14 protein-coding genes and 3 pseudogenes are annotated in these 16,929 nt (G+C 65.7%); 7 read left to right on the top strand and 10 right to left on the bottom strand.

The window, feature by feature from the left end; all coding sequences use genetic code 11:
- From OU419_RS21715 to OU419_RS21700, 4 genes are all read right to left on the bottom strand, one after another.
- Positions 1 to 1,029, bottom strand: a complete 1,029-nt coding sequence (locus tag OU419_RS21715) for an ABC transporter ATP-binding protein (protein WP_254470682.1) — start codon at positions 1,027 to 1,029, stop codon at positions 1 to 3.
- 190 nt (positions 1,030 to 1,219) lie between these two features.
- Positions 1,220 to 2,365, bottom strand: coding sequence for a putative ABC transporter substrate-binding protein YdcS (gene ydcS, locus OU419_RS21710; RefSeq protein WP_254470683.1), 1,146 nt, complete (start codon positions 2,363 to 2,365; stop codon positions 1,220 to 1,222).
- A gap of 120 nt (positions 2,366 to 2,485) precedes the next feature.
- On the bottom strand, positions 2,486 to 3,940 hold the full coding sequence (locus OU419_RS21705) for a gamma-aminobutyraldehyde dehydrogenase (RefSeq protein WP_254470684.1): 1,455 nt from the start codon (positions 3,938 to 3,940) through the stop codon (positions 2,486 to 2,488).
- A gap of 270 nt (positions 3,941 to 4,210) precedes the next feature.
- A complete protein-coding gene (locus tag OU419_RS21700) occupies positions 4,211 to 5,122 on the bottom strand; it encodes a LysR family transcriptional regulator (protein ID WP_254470685.1) in 912 nt (303 codons plus the stop codon).
- A 264-nt stretch (positions 5,123 to 5,386) separates the two neighbouring features.
- Between OU419_RS21700 and OU419_RS21695 the strand changes: the two genes are divergently transcribed.
- The 4 genes from OU419_RS21695 to OU419_RS21680 all read left to right on the top strand — a co-directional run bounded on the left by OU419_RS21695 (position 5,387) and on the right by OU419_RS21680 (position 8,215).
- Complete coding sequence (locus OU419_RS21695; protein WP_254470686.1) at positions 5,387 to 6,103, top strand: tellurite resistance TerB family protein; 717 nt, start codon at positions 5,387 to 5,389, stop codon at positions 6,101 to 6,103.
- Between the two features lie 140 nt (positions 6,104 to 6,243).
- Entirely contained in the window at positions 6,244 to 6,972 is a 729-nt protein-coding gene (locus tag OU419_RS21690; protein ID WP_254470687.1) for a DUF533 domain-containing protein, read from the top strand.
- A gap of 130 nt (positions 6,973 to 7,102) precedes the next feature.
- On the top strand, positions 7,103 to 7,585 hold the full coding sequence (eco, locus tag OU419_RS21685) for a serine protease inhibitor ecotin (RefSeq protein ID WP_254470688.1): 483 nt from the start codon (positions 7,103 to 7,105) through the stop codon (positions 7,583 to 7,585).
- A gap of 84 nt (positions 7,586 to 7,669) precedes the next feature.
- Complete coding sequence (locus OU419_RS21680; protein WP_254470689.1) at positions 7,670 to 8,215, top strand: DUF4256 domain-containing protein; 546 nt, start codon at positions 7,670 to 7,672, stop codon at positions 8,213 to 8,215.
- Positions 8,216 to 8,220: 5 nt separating this feature from the next.
- Here the strand turns inward: OU419_RS21680 and OU419_RS29065 are convergent, their stop codons facing one another.
- The 6 genes and pseudogenes from OU419_RS29065 to OU419_RS21655 all read right to left on the bottom strand — a co-directional run bounded on the left by OU419_RS29065 (position 8,221) and on the right by OU419_RS21655 (position 12,697).
- On the bottom strand, positions 8,221 to 8,925 hold the full coding sequence (locus OU419_RS29065) for a methyl-accepting chemotaxis protein (RefSeq protein ID WP_408004962.1): 705 nt from the start codon (positions 8,923 to 8,925) through the stop codon (positions 8,221 to 8,223).
- A 201-nt stretch (positions 8,926 to 9,126) separates the two neighbouring features.
- Positions 9,127 to 9,183: pseudogene (locus OU419_RS29060) on the bottom strand (hypothetical protein); the annotation flags it as partial.
- Between the two features lie 1,467 nt (positions 9,184 to 10,650).
- Positions 10,651 to 11,118 (bottom strand): BRO-N domain-containing protein, encoded by a 468-nt coding sequence (locus OU419_RS21670; protein ID WP_254470691.1) that lies wholly within the window; start codon positions 11,116 to 11,118, stop codon positions 10,651 to 10,653.
- 273 nt (positions 11,119 to 11,391) lie between these two features.
- Positions 11,392 to 11,517 (bottom strand): annotated as a pseudogene (locus OU419_RS21665) (LysR family transcriptional regulator); the annotation flags it as partial.
- A 74-nt stretch (positions 11,518 to 11,591) separates the two neighbouring features.
- Positions 11,592 to 11,717, bottom strand: a pseudogene (locus OU419_RS21660) (LysR family transcriptional regulator); the annotation flags it as partial.
- Between the two features lie 74 nt (positions 11,718 to 11,791).
- A complete protein-coding gene (locus OU419_RS21655; RefSeq protein ID WP_254470692.1) occupies positions 11,792 to 12,697 on the bottom strand; it encodes a LysR family transcriptional regulator in 906 nt (301 codons plus the stop codon).
- A gap of 124 nt (positions 12,698 to 12,821) precedes the next feature.
- On the opposite strand from OU419_RS21655, the gene OU419_RS21650 reads away from it, so the two are divergent.
- The 3 genes from OU419_RS21650 to OU419_RS21640 all read left to right on the top strand — a co-directional run bounded on the left by OU419_RS21650 (position 12,822) and on the right by OU419_RS21640 (position 16,922).
- Positions 12,822 to 14,486 (top strand): GMC family oxidoreductase, encoded by a 1,665-nt coding sequence (locus OU419_RS21650; protein WP_254470693.1) that lies wholly within the window; start codon positions 12,822 to 12,824, stop codon positions 14,484 to 14,486.
- A gap of 388 nt (positions 14,487 to 14,874) precedes the next feature.
- Positions 14,875 to 16,497 (top strand): MFS transporter, encoded by a 1,623-nt coding sequence (locus OU419_RS21645; protein WP_254470694.1) that lies wholly within the window; start codon positions 14,875 to 14,877, stop codon positions 16,495 to 16,497.
- Between the two features lie 140 nt (positions 16,498 to 16,637).
- Positions 16,638 to 16,922, top strand: a complete 285-nt coding sequence (locus OU419_RS21640) for a hypothetical protein (RefSeq protein WP_254470695.1) — start codon at positions 16,638 to 16,640, stop codon at positions 16,920 to 16,922.
- The last annotated feature ends 7 nt before the right edge of the window (positions 16,923 to 16,929 follow it).

Raw genomic sequence — 16,929 nt, 5'->3', positions numbered from 1 at the left:
TCACGCGCCCTCGTTCAGCACCACCATCGCCTCGCGCGCCCAGCGAGCGGTCACGCGCTGGCCCGGCTGGTGGGCTAGGTCGGTGTCGGCCCACTGGCTGTTGGCCTGGCTGAGGCAGAGGTTCTGGCCGTTGTCGAGGCGGATCTCGTAGCGGGTTGCCGAACCCTGGTACTGGATGTCGTGCAGCAGGCCGCTGATTTCCACGTCCGACGCGCCGCGCTCACCCTGGGCGAAGCGGATGTGTTCCGGGCGAATGGAGAACGGCTGGGCGTTGCCGGTGAGGGACTGGGCGATGTCGCCGCGCAGTACGTTGGAGGTGCCGACGAACTCCGCTACGAACGGGGTCGCCGGCTTCATGTACAGGTTGCGCGGGGTATCCACCTGTTCGATGCGGCCTTTGTTGAACACCGCCACGCGGTCGGACATGGACAGTGCTTCGCTCTGGTCGTGGGTGACGAAGATGAAGGTGATGCCCAGTTGGCGCTGCAGCTTCTTCAGCTCGCTCTGCATCTGCTCGCGCAGCTTCAGGTCGAGTGCGCCGAGGGGTTCGTCCAGCAGCAGCACGCGCGGGCGATTCACCAGGGCGCGGGCCAGGGCCACGCGCTGGCGCTGGCCGCCGGAGAGCTGCACCGGCTTGCGGGTGCCGTAGCCGCCCAGGGCGACCATGCTCAGCGCTTCTTCGGCGCGCTTGAGGCGCTCGCTCTTGCCGATGCCCTTCACTTTCAGGCCGTAGGCGACGTTCTCCAGCACGCTCATGTGCGGGAACAGCGCGTAGTCCTGGAACACCGTGTTGACGTCGCGCTGGTAGGGCGGAAGGCCGGCGGCCTCCTCGCCATGAATGCGGATGGAGCCTGCGGTGGGTTGCTCGAAGCCGGCGATCAGACGCAGGCAGGTGGTCTTGCCCGAACCCGACGGGCCGAGCATGGAGAAGAATTCGCCGTCCTTGATGTCGATGGACACCCGGTCAACGGCCTTCACCTCGCCGAACTGGCGGGAGACCTGGGTGAATTGAACAGCGGGGGTGGTCATGGTGCACGCTCCAAGGGGCAGGAATCAGGCGTAGCAGAACCCTGCCCGTAAATCTGAAATACGGGTGAATCGGTACGGAGAAGAGGCAACGGCCGTACAGGCAGCGTCGCGGGCGGCGCTCGGGAACCGTGACGGTTTCGAGCGCTGCCCGGGCGCGGATCAGGGCCGCGCAGTAGCTACCTGTTGGCGTTTAGCGGCCGCCCATGATCCCGATATAGTCCTGGGTCCAGCGGCTGTACGGGACGAACTTGCCGCCCTCGGCCACCGGGGTCTTCCAGAACGCGATCTTGTCGAACTGGTTGTAGCCGTTGGTGGCGCAGCCCTCGCCACCCAGCAGGGCGCTGGCCTTGCAGCCTTCGGGTACGGCCGGCACCGAGCCGAACCAGGCGGCGACGTCGCCCTGCACCTTGGGCTCCAGCGACCAGTTCAGCCACTTGTAGGCGCAGCTCGGGTGCTGGGCTTCGGCGTGCAGCATGGTGGTGTCGGCCCAGCCGGTGACGCCTTCCTTTGGGAAGACGGTGGCGATTGGCTGACCTTCGGCCTTCAGGGCGTTGGCCTGGTAAGGCCAGGCGCTGGAAGCGGCCACCCCTTCGTTCTTGAAGTCGCTCATCTGCACGGTGGTGTCGTGCCAGTAGCGGTGGATCAGGTCATGCTGCTTGCGCAGCAGTTCGACCACGGCGGCGTACTGCTTCTCGTCGAGCTGGTAGGGGTCGGTGATGCCCAGTTCCGGCTGGGTGGCCTTCAGGTACAGCGCCGCATCGGCGACGTAGATCGGGCCGTCGTAGGCCTGCACGCGGCCCTTGTTCGGCTTGCCGTCGGGCAGGTTCTGCGCATCGAACACCACTTTCCAGCTATCCGGCGCGGTGGGGAAGACCTTGGTGTTGTACATCAGCAGGTTCGGGCCCCACTGGTACGGCGCGCCGTAAGTCTTGCCGTTGACCACGTACCAGGCGGCATCCTTCAGGCGCGGGTCGATGTTCTTCCAGTTCGGGATCAGCGACGGATCGATGGGCTGCACGCGCTTGCCGTAGATCAGGCGCAGGGACGCGTCACCCGAAGCGGTGACCAGGTCATAGCCGCCCTTGGCCATCAGGCTGACCATCTCGTCGGAGGTGGCGGCAGTCTTTACGTTGACCTGGCAGCCGGTGTCCTTCTCGAACTGGGTGACCCAGTCGTAGTTCTTGTCGGACTGGCCGCGTTCGATGTAGCCGGGCCAGGCGATGATATCCAGGCGGCCTTCGCCTTTGCCGACCTCTTTCAGAGCCTCGGCGGCCTGCACGCTGGCACTGGCCAGCAGGGCGGTGGTGATGGCACTGAGCAGTGCTGTCTTGCGCATTGGGTGTCTCCCTCTCGTTGTTGTCTCTATTGCTGGGGCAGGATCAATCGAGCAACAGCCCTCGCGCGGCGTACCGCCGGGGCGTTTCTTATGTGCCGGCGGGCGGCCCCGCCGGATGGTTCAATCCAGTTGCTGCCCGTGGCGCGCCATGATGTGGCGCACCACGCTGTAGTCCTGTAGCGAGTCGCTGGACAGGTCCTTGCCGTAGCCCGAACGCTTGAGCCCGCCGTGGGGCATCTCGCTGGCGAGCATGAAATGGGTGTTGATCCAGGTGCAGCCGTACTGCAGGCGGTTGGCGATCTGGAATGCCTTGTCGAGGTTCTGCGTCCACACCGAGGAAGCCAGGCCGTACTCGGAGTCGTTGGCCCAGTCCACCGCCTGTTCCAACTGTTCGAAGCGGGTCACGGTGACCACCGGGCCGAACACCTCGCGCTGGACGATCTCGTCCTGCTGCTTGCATCCGGCCAGCAGGGTCGGCTGGTAATAGAAACCGGGGCCCGAATGCACGGCGGCGCCGGTGACGCGCTCGATATGCGGCTGGCCAAGGGCTCGTTCGACGAAGCTGGCCACGCGGTCGCGCTGGCGGGCGCTGATCAGCGGGCTGATCTCGTTGTCGGCGTCGCGCTTGCGGGCAAAGCGAATGCTCGCCACGGCGTCGCCCAGCTCCGCCACCAGGCGATCATGGATACCGGCCTGCGCGTAGATGCGGCAGGCTGCGGTGCAGTCCTGGCCGGCGTTGTAGTAACCGTGGGTGCGCACGCCCTGGACCACCGCGTCGAGGTCGGCGTCGTTGCAGACGATCACCGGGGCCTTGCCGCCCAGCTCCAGATGGGTGCGTTTGAGGGTGCGCGCGGCGGCCTGGAGAATCTTCTGCCCGGTCACGATGTCGCCGGTGAGCGAAACCATGCGCACCTTCGGGTGGCTGACCAGGTGGCTGCCGACACCCTCGCCGCCGCCACAGACGATGTTGATCACGCCTGCCGGGAGGATTTCCGCCAGCGCCGGAGCCAGCGCCAGGATGCTCAGCGGAGTGTGCTCGGATGGCTTGAACACCAGCGTGTTGCCGGCGGCCAGCGCCGGGGCGATCTTCCACGCCGCCATCATCAACGGGTAGTTCCACGGCGCGATGGACGCGACCACGCCAACCGGGTCGCGGCGCACCATGCTGGTATGGCCGGGTACGTATTCGCCGGCGAGCTGGCCCTGCTGGCAGCGCACGGCGCCGGCGAAGAAGCGGAACACATCGGCGGTGGCCGGGATGTCGTCCTGGCGTGCGAGATGCAGCGGCTTGCCGCAGTTCAACGACTCCAGCTGGGCGAGATCGTTCGCGCGCCTTTCGATGGCGTCGGCGATGGCGAGCAGGGCAGTGGCGCGTTGCGCGGGTGTGGTGCGGGCCCAGGCCGGGAAGGCGCGGTGCGCAGCGGCGATGGCCTGCTCGACCTGATCGATGGAACCGTCGGCGATGCTGACGATGGTTTCGCCAGTGGTGGGGTTGATGATCGGCTCGGCAATGCCTTCGCCGGCGACCAGTTGGCCGTCGATCAGCAAGGCGGTATGCAGGGTTGCGCCAGTCATCTTGGAAGCTCGTCGTTTGTCTGTCTTGTTTTCAGGGACCATGTGCGTGCTCCGACTGGGGGGCGATGTCCGGAGCTGGCCCTTTTGTATGGAGGCAGAGACTAGATTCCGGGCGTGGGGTCTACAAATTCTAATTACTGAAAGCGGCGTTCGATTTAATCGAATACTGGGTCTCTCGTGGCAGGGCGCATACGCCACAGGCGATATGCGCAGCAGATTCAGTCTCCAACCATAGCGGCGGATAACTGCACGCGGTTATTCGCCCTACGTCTAGATCGACAGCTTCTTCGCGTTGGGCTGCTCGCGGGCCACGGTGAGGAATGGGTCCACCAGTGGCGGGCGTGCCGTGCCGCGACGCCAGGCGAGGCCGACGTCCAGTGGCTCGGACAAGTCCACCAGCGGTCGCGCCTCGATGATGTCGCCCTCCAGCGACCACGGACGGTAGGTCATGTCCGGCTGGATCGACAGGCCCAGTCCCGCCGCCACCAGGCTTCGCACCGCCTCCACGGACGCCGTGCGCAGCGTCACCTGCGGCACCAGCCCGGCGCGCGACCAGATGCGCTGGGTGTGCAGGCCCATCTCGTCGGCGTTCAACTGGATCAAAGGCTCACCGGCCACATCGGCCAGGCCGATGCTGTCGCGCTCCAGCAGCGGGTGCTGCGCCGGCAGCCACAGGCGGTGCGGCGAGTGCGTCAGCACCTCCGTTTGCAGGGCGTGGCGGTCTTCCAGGTTGGAGAGAATCAGCACGCCCACGTCGATCTCGCCGCTCACCAGCAAGTGCTCGATATACGGACGTTCGTCCTCCACCACGCGGGTCTGCACGTTGGGGTAGGCGCGCTGGAAGCGGTTGATCAGGTCCGCCAGGTAGTAACCGGCTACCAGGCTGGTCACCCCGATGGTGAGGCTGCCGGCGACCTTGTCGGTGCTCTGCTGCAGGCTGCGCTTGGCGTTCTCAACCGTCGCCAGGATCAGGTGCGCCTGGCGCAGGAACTGGTGGCCCTGGTGCGTCAGGGTCATGCCCTTGGCGTGGCGGTCGAACAGGCGCACGCCGATTTCCTCCTCCAGTTGCTGGATGGCGAGGGTCAGCGTGGACTGCGAAATGAACACGGCCTGGGCGGCGGCGGAAATCGAGCCGGTCTCGGCGACGGCAATGAAGTGGCGGATCTGGCGGAGCGTCATCATGGGCGGTGGACCGCTTGCGAATCGGTGGAGCACGCGAAGCCGCAGTCTAGAGCGCTATCCAGGCGCGGCAGGGTGCTATTCATTGTTGATTATCGAAAATCTATAGGAGCATTCTTTTAAATAGAATGGAAGGCGGCCATCGCGCTGCGGGCCCGCCGGGAAAGGCCCGCAATATTCGGAAGCACACTGCCGCTCCGCCTGAATCCGGCTACGGGCTAGAGTCGGAATCCACAGTTTTCGAATCGCCAGACAGTGGAGATCGCCATGAACACACGCGGCCTGCTCGACCAGTTGCTCAAATCCGGCCAGGAACTCATGCAGAACAAGGGCCTTGCCCAGCAAGGTGGCGGCCAGCCGGCCCAGGGCAGCAAGGGCGGGCTGGACCTGGGCAGCCTGCTTTCCGGCGCGGGCGGTGGCGCCCTGGCCGCCGGTGCGCTGGGCCTGCTGATGGGCAGCAAGAAGGCCCGCAAGGTGGGCGGCAAGGTCGTCACCTACGGTGGCCTCGCAGCGCTCGGTTTGCTCGCTTACAAGGCCTACGGCAACTGGCAGCAGAAGCAGGCCAGCGCCCCGCGCGGCGAGCCGCAGACCGTCGACCGCCTGCCGCCGGCCCAGGCCGAACAGCACAGCCACGCCATCCTGCGGGCCATCGTCGCCGCCGCGAAAGCCGACGGACACATCGATGACCGCGAACGCCAGTTGATCGACGGCGAAATAGCCAAGCTCACCGGCGACATCGAACTGCAGGGCTGGCTCGACCGGGAGCTGGCCAAGCCGCTCGATCCGGCGGAAGTCGCCCGCGCCGCCACCAGCGAGGAAATGGCCGCCGAGATGTACCTGGCCAGCCTGCTGATGATCGACGAAACCAACTTCATGGAGCGTGCCTACCTCGACGAACTGGGCCGCCAGCTCAGCCTCGATGCCGGCCTCAAGGCCGAGCTGGAAGCGCAGGCGGCAAAAGCCTTGCAGGCGGTGCCGGCCTGACGGACCGCCCCGGTGGCTGACGCGGCCCGACGAGGCGCGCGGCACTGGCATCGGCGCCGGCCCGGCGAACGGCGCTGGCGCATCGGTGTGGTGGGACTATCGTTGCCCAACGCACTGCGCGCGTTGGCGAGGGCCATCCCATGAACACAACCGATCTGCTGGAACAACTGCTGCGAGCCGGACAAGGCTCCGCGGCGCAACAAGGGGGCGGCGCCGCAGGCCTGGGCGGCCTTGGCGGTTTGCTGGGTGGCCTGCTCGGCGGCGGCGGTGGCGCGGGCGGCCTCGGTGGGCTGGGTGGCGTGCTCGGCAGCATGCTCGGCGGTGGCAGCAGCGGTGCTGGTGTGCCGCAGGGGCGTTCCGGCTCCGGTGGCGGCGTCAACTACGCCATGCTCGCCTCCCTGGGCATGATGGCCTTCCAGGCGTACCAGAACTGGCAGCGCCAGCAGCAGGCCAGCGCTCCCCAGCAGGCGCCGGTCACCGTCGACCAGCTTTCCGGCGACGACGCCGAAGCCCACAGCCACGCCATCCTCATCGCGCTGATCGCCGCCGCCAGGGCCGACGGCCGCATCGACGACAAGGAAAGGCAGGCCATCTACGCCGAGATTTCCCGCCACGCCGGTGAGCCGGAACTGCAAGCCTGGCTCGATGCCGAACTACAGAAGCCACTGGACGCCAGCGACGTGGCGCAGGCCGCGCAAGGCGATGCCGGCATGGCCGCCGAGATGTACCTGGCCAGTGTGATGCTGGTGGACGACCAGCAGGACAGCGAACGCAACTACCTGGACGAACTGGCCTACAACCTCGGCCTCGCCCCGGAGCTGCAGGCTCACCTCGAACAGCAGGCCAAGAGCGGCGGCGAAGTGGCTTGAACCGGAACACCGTGCCCTGAAACATTTTGCGACCGTGCGTGCGGGAGCATTCGCCCGCACGCGCGGTCCAACCGGCTCAGTCAGCCCGGACGGGCGCACCCCGTGGGGCGCTCGCCAGCAAGGAGGCTTCATGCCCTTTACCCGCACCACCCTCACCACCGCAATGCTGCTCGCCGCTACCGTCACCCAGGCCAACGCCGCCAAGCTCGAAGACGTAGCCCCCTATCCCAAGGCCGAGGCAGGCTTCGTCCGCCAGGTCATCCACCTGCCCAAACAGGCCCACGAAGAAGACTTCAAGGTCGAAGTCCTGGCCGGCAAGACCCTCTCCGTCGACTGCAATCGCCAGCGCCTGGGCGGCACCCTGGAAGAGAAAACCCTGGAAGGTTGGGGCTACTCCTACTATCGCCTGGACAAGGTCAGCGGCCCGGCCAGCACCCTGATGGCCTGCCCGGACGGCAAGACCACGAAGGAATTCGTGGCGGTGGTCGGCGATGGCTTCGTGCTGCGCTACAACAGCAAGCTGCCCATCGTGATCTATGCGCCCAAGGACATCGAAGTGCGCTACCGCATCTGGTCGGCGTCCGACAAGGTCGAACACGCCCGCGCCGAGTAACGCCGCGTCCGTGGAGCTCGCTCTGGCGGGATGGGAACGCCGCCTGCCGCGCCATGCCAACCGCCAGATCGCCAGGAGCCGCCGATGAACGCCAAGCAACGCGCCGAACTGATCGCCGTACTGCAAGCACGCTTCGAAAAGCACGCAAGCCGCCACCCCGCCATCGACTGGGCCAAGGTCCGGGCACGGCTGGAGTCCAAGCCGGAAAAGCTGCGGGCGCTGGCGGAAATGGAAAGCACCGGCGGCGAGCCGGATGTGGTCGGCTTCGATGAGACGAGTGGCGAGTACCTGTTCGTCGACTGCTCCGCGGAAAGCCCCGCAGGCCGTCGCAGCCTCTGCTTCGACCGCCAGGCGCTCGACGCCCGCAAGGAAAACAAGCCCGCCGGCAGCGCGCTGGAACAGGCCGAGGCGATGGGCATCGAGCTCTTGAGCGAAGCGCAGTACCGCGCCTTGCAGCAGCTCGGCGAATTCGACGCCAAGACCTCCAGTTGGGTACAGACGCCCCCGGCCATCCGCAAGCTCGGCGGCGCGCTGTTCTGCGACCGCCGTTACGACACCGTGTTCGTCTACCACAACGGTGCCCAGTCCTATTACGCCGCGCGCGGCTTTCGCGGCGCGTTGCGGGTCTAGCCTGCCTAGACCCTGAACTGATCCATCAGGCGCTGCTGCTGGTTCGCCAGATTGTTCAGCGCCTGGCTCACCCGCGCCGACTCGTTGGCCTGGCCGGTGAGCGACTCGGTGACATCGCGGATATTCGCCACGTTGCCGTTGATCTCATCGGCCACCGCGCTCTGCTCTTCGGCCGCGCTGGCGATCTGGTGACTCATATCGGTGATCACCGACACCGCGCTGCCGATCTGCTGCAGCGCCACCACCGCCTGGCTGACCTGCTCGACGCTCTCCTGTGCCTGGCTGTGGCTGCTGCCCATCGAATCCACCACCTCGCGGGTGCCGGTTTGCAGTTGCTCGATCACCAGCCGGGTTTCCTCCACCGATTCCTGCGTGCGGCGTGCCAGGTTGCGCACCTCGTCGGCCACCACCGCAAAACCACGCCCGGCTTCGCCGGCGCGGGCCGCCTCGATGGCCGCGTTGAGCGCCAGCAGGTTGGTCTGCTCGGCGATGCCGCGAATGACCTCGAGTACCGAACCGATCCGCTCGCTGTTGCTGGCCAGGCCCTGCACCTCGCTCATCGCCTCGCTCATGCCGGTGGCCAGGCGGTGGATGCTCTGGGTCGTCGTATCGATCACCGACAGCCCGTGGCGCGCCGCCTGGTCTGCCTCGCGGGCCGCCTGCGCCGCCTGGGCCGCGCTGCGCGCCACCTCCTGGGCAGTGGCGCTCATCTCGTGGAAGGCCGTCGCCACCTGGTCCACCTGCTTGTACTGGCGCTCCATGCCGGCGCTCGTCTGGGTGGCGATGGAGGCCGACTGGTCAGCGGTACCACGGGCGTCCTGCACCGAGCTTTTCACCTCGGCGATCACCGGTTGCAGCTTGTCCAGAAAACGGTTGAACCAGCCGGCCAGGCGGCCCAGCTCGTTGCGCTTGTCGTAGGCCAGGCGGCGCGTCAGATCGCCCTCGCCACTGGCGATGTCCTCCAGCATGTGTGCCACCCCGAGAATCGGCCGGGTCACGCCCAGCGCCATCAGCCACACCAGCACCAGGCCCACCACCGCCGCCAGCAGGCCGAGGCCCAGCTCCAGCAGCGTGCCATTGCGGTTGCGCTGGTTCAGCTCCGCCTTCAGTGCTTCGGCGGGGCCAACCAGCACCGCTTCCGGCACGCTGAGCAGCACATTCCAGGGCCGCGCGCCGGGGATCGGGTTGAACGACGCGAGAATCTTCAACTGACCGTCACTATGCAGCTTCTGGTCGCCATCGCCCCGTTCCAGCAACGCCAGCAGGCCCGCATCGCTGCCTTCCGCCGTTTGCGCAAAACGCCGGCCCAGTTGCCCGGCATCGCCGCTGTGGCCGGCCACCACACCCTTGGCGCTGAGAATGCTCACCGTCGTCTGGCCCTGGTAGAGGCGCGCGCTGGCCTGCTGGCTGAGCGCCTGCAGGCTGCCCAGGTTGATGTCCACCGACAGCGACGCCACCAGCTTGCCATCCGCCATCAGCGGCAGCGCGATGCTCGTCATCAGCACCTGCTGGCCGTTGATCGCATACAGGTACGGTTCGATCACACAGGGCTTCTGCGTCGCGCGCGGGCAGGCGAACCAGGCGTTGGCCGGCTCGCCGCTGGGGCCGGCGGTGCTGTCGGTCAGGTCGGCTTCGCCCAGCAGTTGCAGCGTCAACTGGCCCGGTGTGGGCTGCGACCAGTAGACCGAGTAGCGCCCCGAGTCATTGCCGCCCCGGCTCGGTTGGTCGACGAAGCTTGCATCCTCCCCATCCAGCGCGCCCTGTTCGAATGTCACTGCCAGGCCGAGCAGCGCGGGGTTGCGCTGCACGGCGGCCTTGGCCAGGTTGGTCAGGTCCTCGCGCACCTGCGTTGCGTCCAGCCCGTTCTTGCGCGCCTGCTCGCGCAACAGCAGCACCTCGCGGGCAAAACCGTTGCCGTACAGATAGGCCTCGGTGAACTGCCGGCCAATGTCCATCGCCTGCGCCTCGCCCTGGGCCTCGATGCGCAGCTCCGCCGTTTCGTTGAGCATGCGGCTGCTGGACGTTTTCACGTAGTCCGAATTGCGCTCCATGCCGAACAGCGACAAGCCCACCAGCAGCGAGACGATGCCCAGCAGGCAAACCCCCGCGAGCAGGGTGACCTTCCACTGGATGGAAATCTTGTTGAGGAACATGGCTGCAGTCCTTGGCATGAAGGCGGAGGGACGGACGAAGCAGCCAAACGAAGGCGCCAGGCGATGCGGAGCTATGGCAGGCGCCGCCGCGCGAGCGGGGATGGTCGATGCGTCCGGGAGAGTGGCGCATCGCCAGCACTTTTTGTGCCAGTATTCAACTGATTGATTTATAAAGGCTTTAATTTTTGCTTCGGATTTTCTGTGGGCAATCCTGCCCATCATCGCTGCAAAAACGCAGCACCACGAAGGCGCCCCGCGGCCACCGCCACGGGGCGCGGCAACTCACCCCAGGCGCAGCACCTGCGGCAACTCCGGCAACGGCACCCACACCTGCCCTTGCCAATCCAGAACGCTCAACTGCTGCCGCTCCCAGCGCAGCAGGCGCCGGCGTGGCCGCTCATCCGTCGCGCTGACGCCTTCGCGCAAGCTCGGCACCACCGTCTGGGTGATCCATTGGCGGATGCAGCGGTTCTCCGGATGGTGGAAATGAATCAGCACGGCATACACGCCCGATTCGCTGATCAGCTCCAGCTCCTCAGCCAGCCCGTGGTCGCCCTCGATGGCAAGGCGGCACACCTGATCCGCATCGAGATTGCGCGCGACGCGGTCTTCCAGAAAGGCATTCATCAGCTTGGCGAGGTCACGCACGGAGAACCACGGCTGCCCCTCGATCAACAGGGCGCGCAGGCGGCGTTTGTGGCGGAAGAAGTGGGTGGGGGTGAGTGGGGATTGGTTTGTGGAAATGGACATAGATATGGCGTCCTTCTAGAAACGCTCCATGCTGACGGGCATGTATTCCGCCGCGAGGGTGTGTTCAGCACCGTGCTGGGGACGTTAGATACGAGGCTCAAGCGGGGCAACGGAGATATGCTGAATTCTGAGTAGGAAAAAGCTAGGCACTGGAAGTTGGCTATGCTCGATTCCGGGCGCTCTCCACGAAATGTGCTCAGCACGTAGGGCGGATAACGCCCCAGGCGTTATCCGCCATTTGCCCGGCGGATAAAGCGTCCCGCTTTATGCGCCCTACGCAGGCACTCCGGATTTTCCTTCCACCAATACTCCTTGTTCCCGCCCGCAAACCTCCATCAAGAAATCCCACACCAATCTCAACCTTACCGACCGGTGCAGTTCCCGCCGCGTACACATCCAGCACGTAGGGCGGATAACGCCCCAGGCGTTATCCGCCATTTGCCCGGCGGATAAAGCGTTCCGCTTTATGCGCCCTACGCAGGCACTCCGGATTTTCCTTCCACCAATACTCCTTGTTCCCGCCCGCAAACCTCCATTAAGAAATCCCACACCAATCTCAACCGCACCGACCGGTGCAGTTCCCGCCGCGTACACATCCAGCACGTAGGGCGGATAACGCCCCAGGCGTTATCCGCCATTTGCCCTGCGGATAAAGCGTCCCGCTTTATGCGCCCTACGCAGGCACTCCGGATTTTCCTTCCACCAATACTCCTTGTTCCCGCCCGCAAACCTCCATCAAGAAATCCCATACCAATCTCAACCGCACCGACCGGTGCAGCTCCCGCCGCGTACACATCCAGTACTCCCGCTCGATGAATTCCTCTGGCAGCACCGGCACCAGCAGTGGGTCATGCAGGCCCATGAACTGCGGAAGGATGGCGATGCCGATGCCCGCCTGGGCGGCCTGTTGCTGGGCGACGACGCTGGTGCTGCGGAACACCACCTGCGGGTGGCGGCAGAAGCTGTGGTGGAACATCAGTTCCTGGCTGAACAGCAGGTCGTCCACGTAGCCGATCCACGGGTGTTTGCAGAGGTCTTCGCGGTCGCGCAGGGGCGGGGCTTTTTCCAGGTAGGCGGGGCTGGCGAACAGGCTCAGGCGGTAGCGGGTGAGGCGGCGGCTGATCACCAGGTCGGCGCTGGGGCGTTCGAGGGTGATGGCGATGTCGGCCTCGCGGTTGGTGATGCTGACGAAGCGCGGCACCGACACCAGTTCCACTTCCAGCCCCGGATAGCGCTGCATCAGTTCGCCCATGCGCGGGGCGAGGAACATGGTGCCCAGGCCTTCGGTGACGCCGATGCGGATTTGCCCGAGCGGCGAGATGGCCTGGCTCATTTCTTCCTGGGCGAGCAGGGCGGTGTTTTCCATCGCCTCGGCGTGTTTGAGCAGCGCCTGGCCGGCGGGGGTGAGCTGGTAGCCGCCGGTGTGCTGGGCGAACAGTTGGGTGCCGAGGTCGCGCTCGATGTTCTCGATATGCCGCGCCACGGTGGCGTGGGTGGTGTTGAGGCGCTTGGCGGTGGTCAGCAGGCGGCCACTGCGGTGCAGTTCCAGGAAGTAGCGCAGGTCGTTCCAGTCGAACATCGTGGCGGCTCTCGTTGTTAGAAAACGCACAGCGGGTGACTCAAAACGTTCGTATTTTTATCGCGAACGAACGACTAGGCTCAATCGTCATACCAAAAAGAACAAGAACGACGAGGTACTTTCCATGCCCCAGGCACTGGATGCTTATGACTACCTGATCGTCGGCGCGGGCCCAGCCGGCTGCCTGCTGGCCAATCGTCTATCGGCCGACCCCGCCAACCGTGTGCTGCTGCTCGAAGCCGGCGGCCCGGACAACTATCCCTGGATTCACATTCCCGTCGGCTATCTCTATTGCATCGGCAACCCGCGCACGGACTGGTGTTTCGACACCGAACAGGTGCCGGGGCTGAATGGCCGGGCGATCAGGTACCCGCGCGGGCGCACGCTGGGCGGCTGCTCGTCGATCAACGGGATGATCTACATGCGCGGCCAGGCGCTGGATTACGACGGCTGGGCTGCAGAGGGTAATCCCGGCTGGAGCTGGAGTGAGCTTCTGCCGCTGTTCATCAAGATGGAAGACCACTTCGCCGGCACCAGTGAACTGCATGGTTCCGGTGGCGAATGGCGGGTGGAGAAGCAGCGGCTGTCGTGGGCGATTCTCGATGCTTTCCGCGAGGCGGCGGCGCAGTCGGGCATCCGCCCGGTGGAGGATTTCAATGGTGGCGACAATGAGGGCTGCGGCTACTTCCAGGTGAACCAGCGCAGCGGTGTGCGCTGGAATGCGTCGAAGGCGTTCCTGCGGCCCATCGCCAATCGCCCGAACCTGACGGTGCTGACCAACGTGGAGGCTCATCGCGTGCTGCTGGAGGATGGCCGCGCGGTGGGGCTGGAGGTGGACTGGCAAGGCGCGCGGCGCCAGTTGCGGGCGCGGCGCGAGGTGGTGCTTTGCGCGGGGGCGATCAATTCGCCGGTCCTGCTGCAACGCTCGGGTATCGGCCCGCGCGACCTGCTGGAGAGGCTGGGCGTCGGTGTGCGCCATGAGCTCTCCGGCGTTGGCGGCAACCTGCAGGATCATTTGCAGTTGCGGCTGATCTACCGCATGAGCGGTGCGCCGTCGCTGAACCGGATTGCGTCGAGCCTGTGGGGCAAGATGGGCATGGGCCTGGAGTATCTGTTCAGGCGCAGCGGCCCGCTGTCGATGGCGCCCAGCCAGCTTGGGGCGTTCGCCAAGTCCGATCCGTCGCAGCGTTCGGCGAACCTGGAATACCACGTGCAGCCGCTGTCGCTGGAGCGCTTCGGCGAGCCGCTGCACAGCTTTCCGGCGTTCACCGCGTCGGTGTGCGACCTGCGGCCGCTGAGCCGGGGGAGTGTGTCGCTGCGCTCGCTGGACCCACGCGACAAGCCGGTCATCCAGCCCAATTACCTGAGCCACCCGCAGGACTTGCGGGTGGCCGCCGATGCCATCCGCCTGACCCGGCGCATTGTCGCGGCTCCGGCGCTGGCACGCTTCCGCCCGGAGGAGTTCAAGCCGGGGCCGGACTACCAGACCGAAGAGGATCTGCACCGCGCCGCCGCTGAGATCGGCACGACGATCTTCCACCCGGCGGGCACCTGCCGCATGGGCCAGGGCGCGGGGGCGGTGGTGGACAGCCAGTTGCGCGTGCATGGCATTCCCGGCCTGCGCATTGCCGATGCGTCGATCATGCCGAGCCTGACGTCCGGCAACAGTTGTTCGCCGGTGCTGGTGATCGCGGAGAAGGCCGCGCAGATGATTTTGAACGAACCCTCACGCGCACCGGAGGTCATCCCTTCCAGTGGGCGCGCGCAGGAGCAGGTGCCGGTGGCGTGAGGCCAGCGCGCATTTTGCAGGTCAGGCCCCGCGTTCGCGTGGATGAGGTTGAGGGAGCGCAGGAGTTTCAGCTCGCCAGTCACGCGTGAGCGAGTTCGGTGTTGCGTCTTTCGCAGGATGGGTGGAGCAGAGCGATACCCATGCGGTTGGTGCATGGAGTCGATGGGTATCGCTGCGCTCCACCCATCCTACGGGCTTGGGCTTTGGCGTTTGCGGGGTGTGCGCTTATCTCGTCATTTCCGCGAACGCGGGAGTCCGGTGTCATTGGTTTCATCGATGCAAGCCGCTCCTACAGGAGCGGCGAAAGAACGCTATCGCGTGGCGTGACAACCACGGCAGTCGAGGCTGACAACAACAAGAGCCCCCAGAAGGGGCAGGAGAGCCCGCAATGACCGATGTAGCGCAGTCCAGTTCCTACGAGCGGCATGTGTCGTCACGCCGCGAAGAGCGCAAGGTGATCTTTGCCTCGTCGCTCGGTACGGTGTTCGAGTGGTACGACTTCTTCCTCTATGGCGCGCTGGCGGCGGTCATCAGCAAGCAGTTCTTCGCCGGGGTGAACGACACCACGGCCTTCATTTTCGCGCTGCTGGCCTTCGCTGCGGGCTTCCTGGTAAGGCCCTTCGGAGCGCTGGTGTTCGGCCGCCTGGGCGACATGATCGGGCGCAAGTACACGTTCCTCGCGACCATTCTGCTGATGGGCCTGTCGACCTTCTGCGTCGGCCTGCTGCCGTCCTACGCAACCATCGGGGTGGCGGCACCGATCATTCTCATCGTGTTGCGCATGCTCCAGGGGCTGGCGCTGGGCGGCGAGTACGGCGGGGCGGCGATCTATGTGGCGGAGCACGCGCCGGCCAACAAGCGCGGCAGCTACACGAGCTGGATCCAGTCCACCGCCACCGGCGGCCTGCTGCTGTCGCTGCTGGTGATCCTCGCCTGCCGTTACTTCACGGGCGACGAGTTCGAGACCTGGGGCTGGCGCCTGCCGTTCCTGCTGTCGATCGTGCTGCTGGGCATCTCGACCTGGATTCGCCTGTCGATGCAGGAGTCGCCTGCGTTCCTGAAGATGAAGGCGGAGGGCAAGACCAGCAAGTCGCCGCTCAAGGAGTCGTTCACCAACTGGAAGAACCTGAAGATCGTGCTGACGGCGCTGTTCAGCATCAACGCCGGGCAGGCGGTGACTTTCTATACTGCGCAGTTCTATGTGCTGTTCTTCCTGACCCAGGTACTGAAGGTGGATGGCGCGCTGGCCAACGAGCTGCTGATCGTCTCGCTGATCATCGGTGCGCCGTTCTTCGTGGTGGCCGGCTGGCTGTCGGACAAGATCGGCCGCAAGCCGGTGCTGCTGGCGGGGCTTGCGCTGGCGGCGGTGTTCTACTTCCCGCTGTTCAAGGCGCTGACCCACTACGCCAACCCGCAGATCGACCAGGCCACGCGCACCGCGCCGATCACTGTGATGGCGGACCCGGCGACCTGCACTTTCCAGTTCGATCCGGTGGGCAAGGCCAAGTTCGACAGCCCCTGTGACCAGGTGAAAACCCTGCTGGTGAAGAGTGGCGTGCCCTACAGCACCCAGGCTGCACCGGCTGGCAGCGGCGTGGTGGTGACGGTGGGCGAGAAGCGCATCGAGGGCTTCGATGCCGCCGCGTTGAGCGCTGCGGTGAAGGACGCGGGCTACCCGGTCAAGGCGGATTCGTTGATGGTCAACAAGGGCATGGTGATCGCCATTCTGGTGGCGCTGGTGCTGATTTCCTGCCTCTGCTATGGCCCGCTGGCGGCGCTGATGGTGGAGCTGTTCCCGACGCGTATCCGCTATACCTCGCTGTCGCTGCCGTACCACATCGGCAACGGCTGGTTCGGCGGCCTGCTGCCGACGTTGTCGTTCGCGCTGGTGGTGTACACCGGGGATATCTTCTATGGCCTGTGGTACCCGGTGCTGATCGCGGCGGTGAGCCTGGTCTGCGCGCTGCTGTTCCTGCGCGAGACCCGGCACAATGATATTCACGCCGATTGATCTGCCGATGAGGGGCGCCCCGTGCGCCCTTCATGCCCGACCGCCCGGCTTTCGGGCTCGCCTGGAGGGCCGCGCTGGAATAACCTGACGGCCTTTTTCCGGCGCACCTGACGTCGGAGTCTTCTGGAGAGTCTTCGAGCATGAAACAGGAAATCGCCACTGTGACCGTCAGCGCCGAGCATTGGGGCCGCGAGGCTGAAGCGGTGGACAACGCCCGCGTCACGGTGAGCCTCAGCGCTCCGGAGGAGGGCGTGATCGAGCTGCGTTTCAGTGGCCAACTGGACGCGCCGCAAGAGCCGACCCACGTGTGCGTGACGCTGGAGAACGGGCTCTCGTACTACGGTGAGATCCAGGGCGGCGAGGCGAACGATGCCGGCGGCTGGATTCGCTTCGAGGGCGAGCTGATCGACCTGGACGGTTTCTGATCGGGGC

Origin of the sequence: Pseudomonas triclosanedens (genome assembly GCF_026686735.1) — a bacterium.
Taxonomy (GTDB): domain Bacteria; phylum Pseudomonadota; class Gammaproteobacteria; order Pseudomonadales; family Pseudomonadaceae; genus Pseudomonas; species Pseudomonas triclosanedens.
Note: the sequence above shows the minus strand (reverse complement) of the source record. Positions and strands in the feature narration are given on the sequence as shown.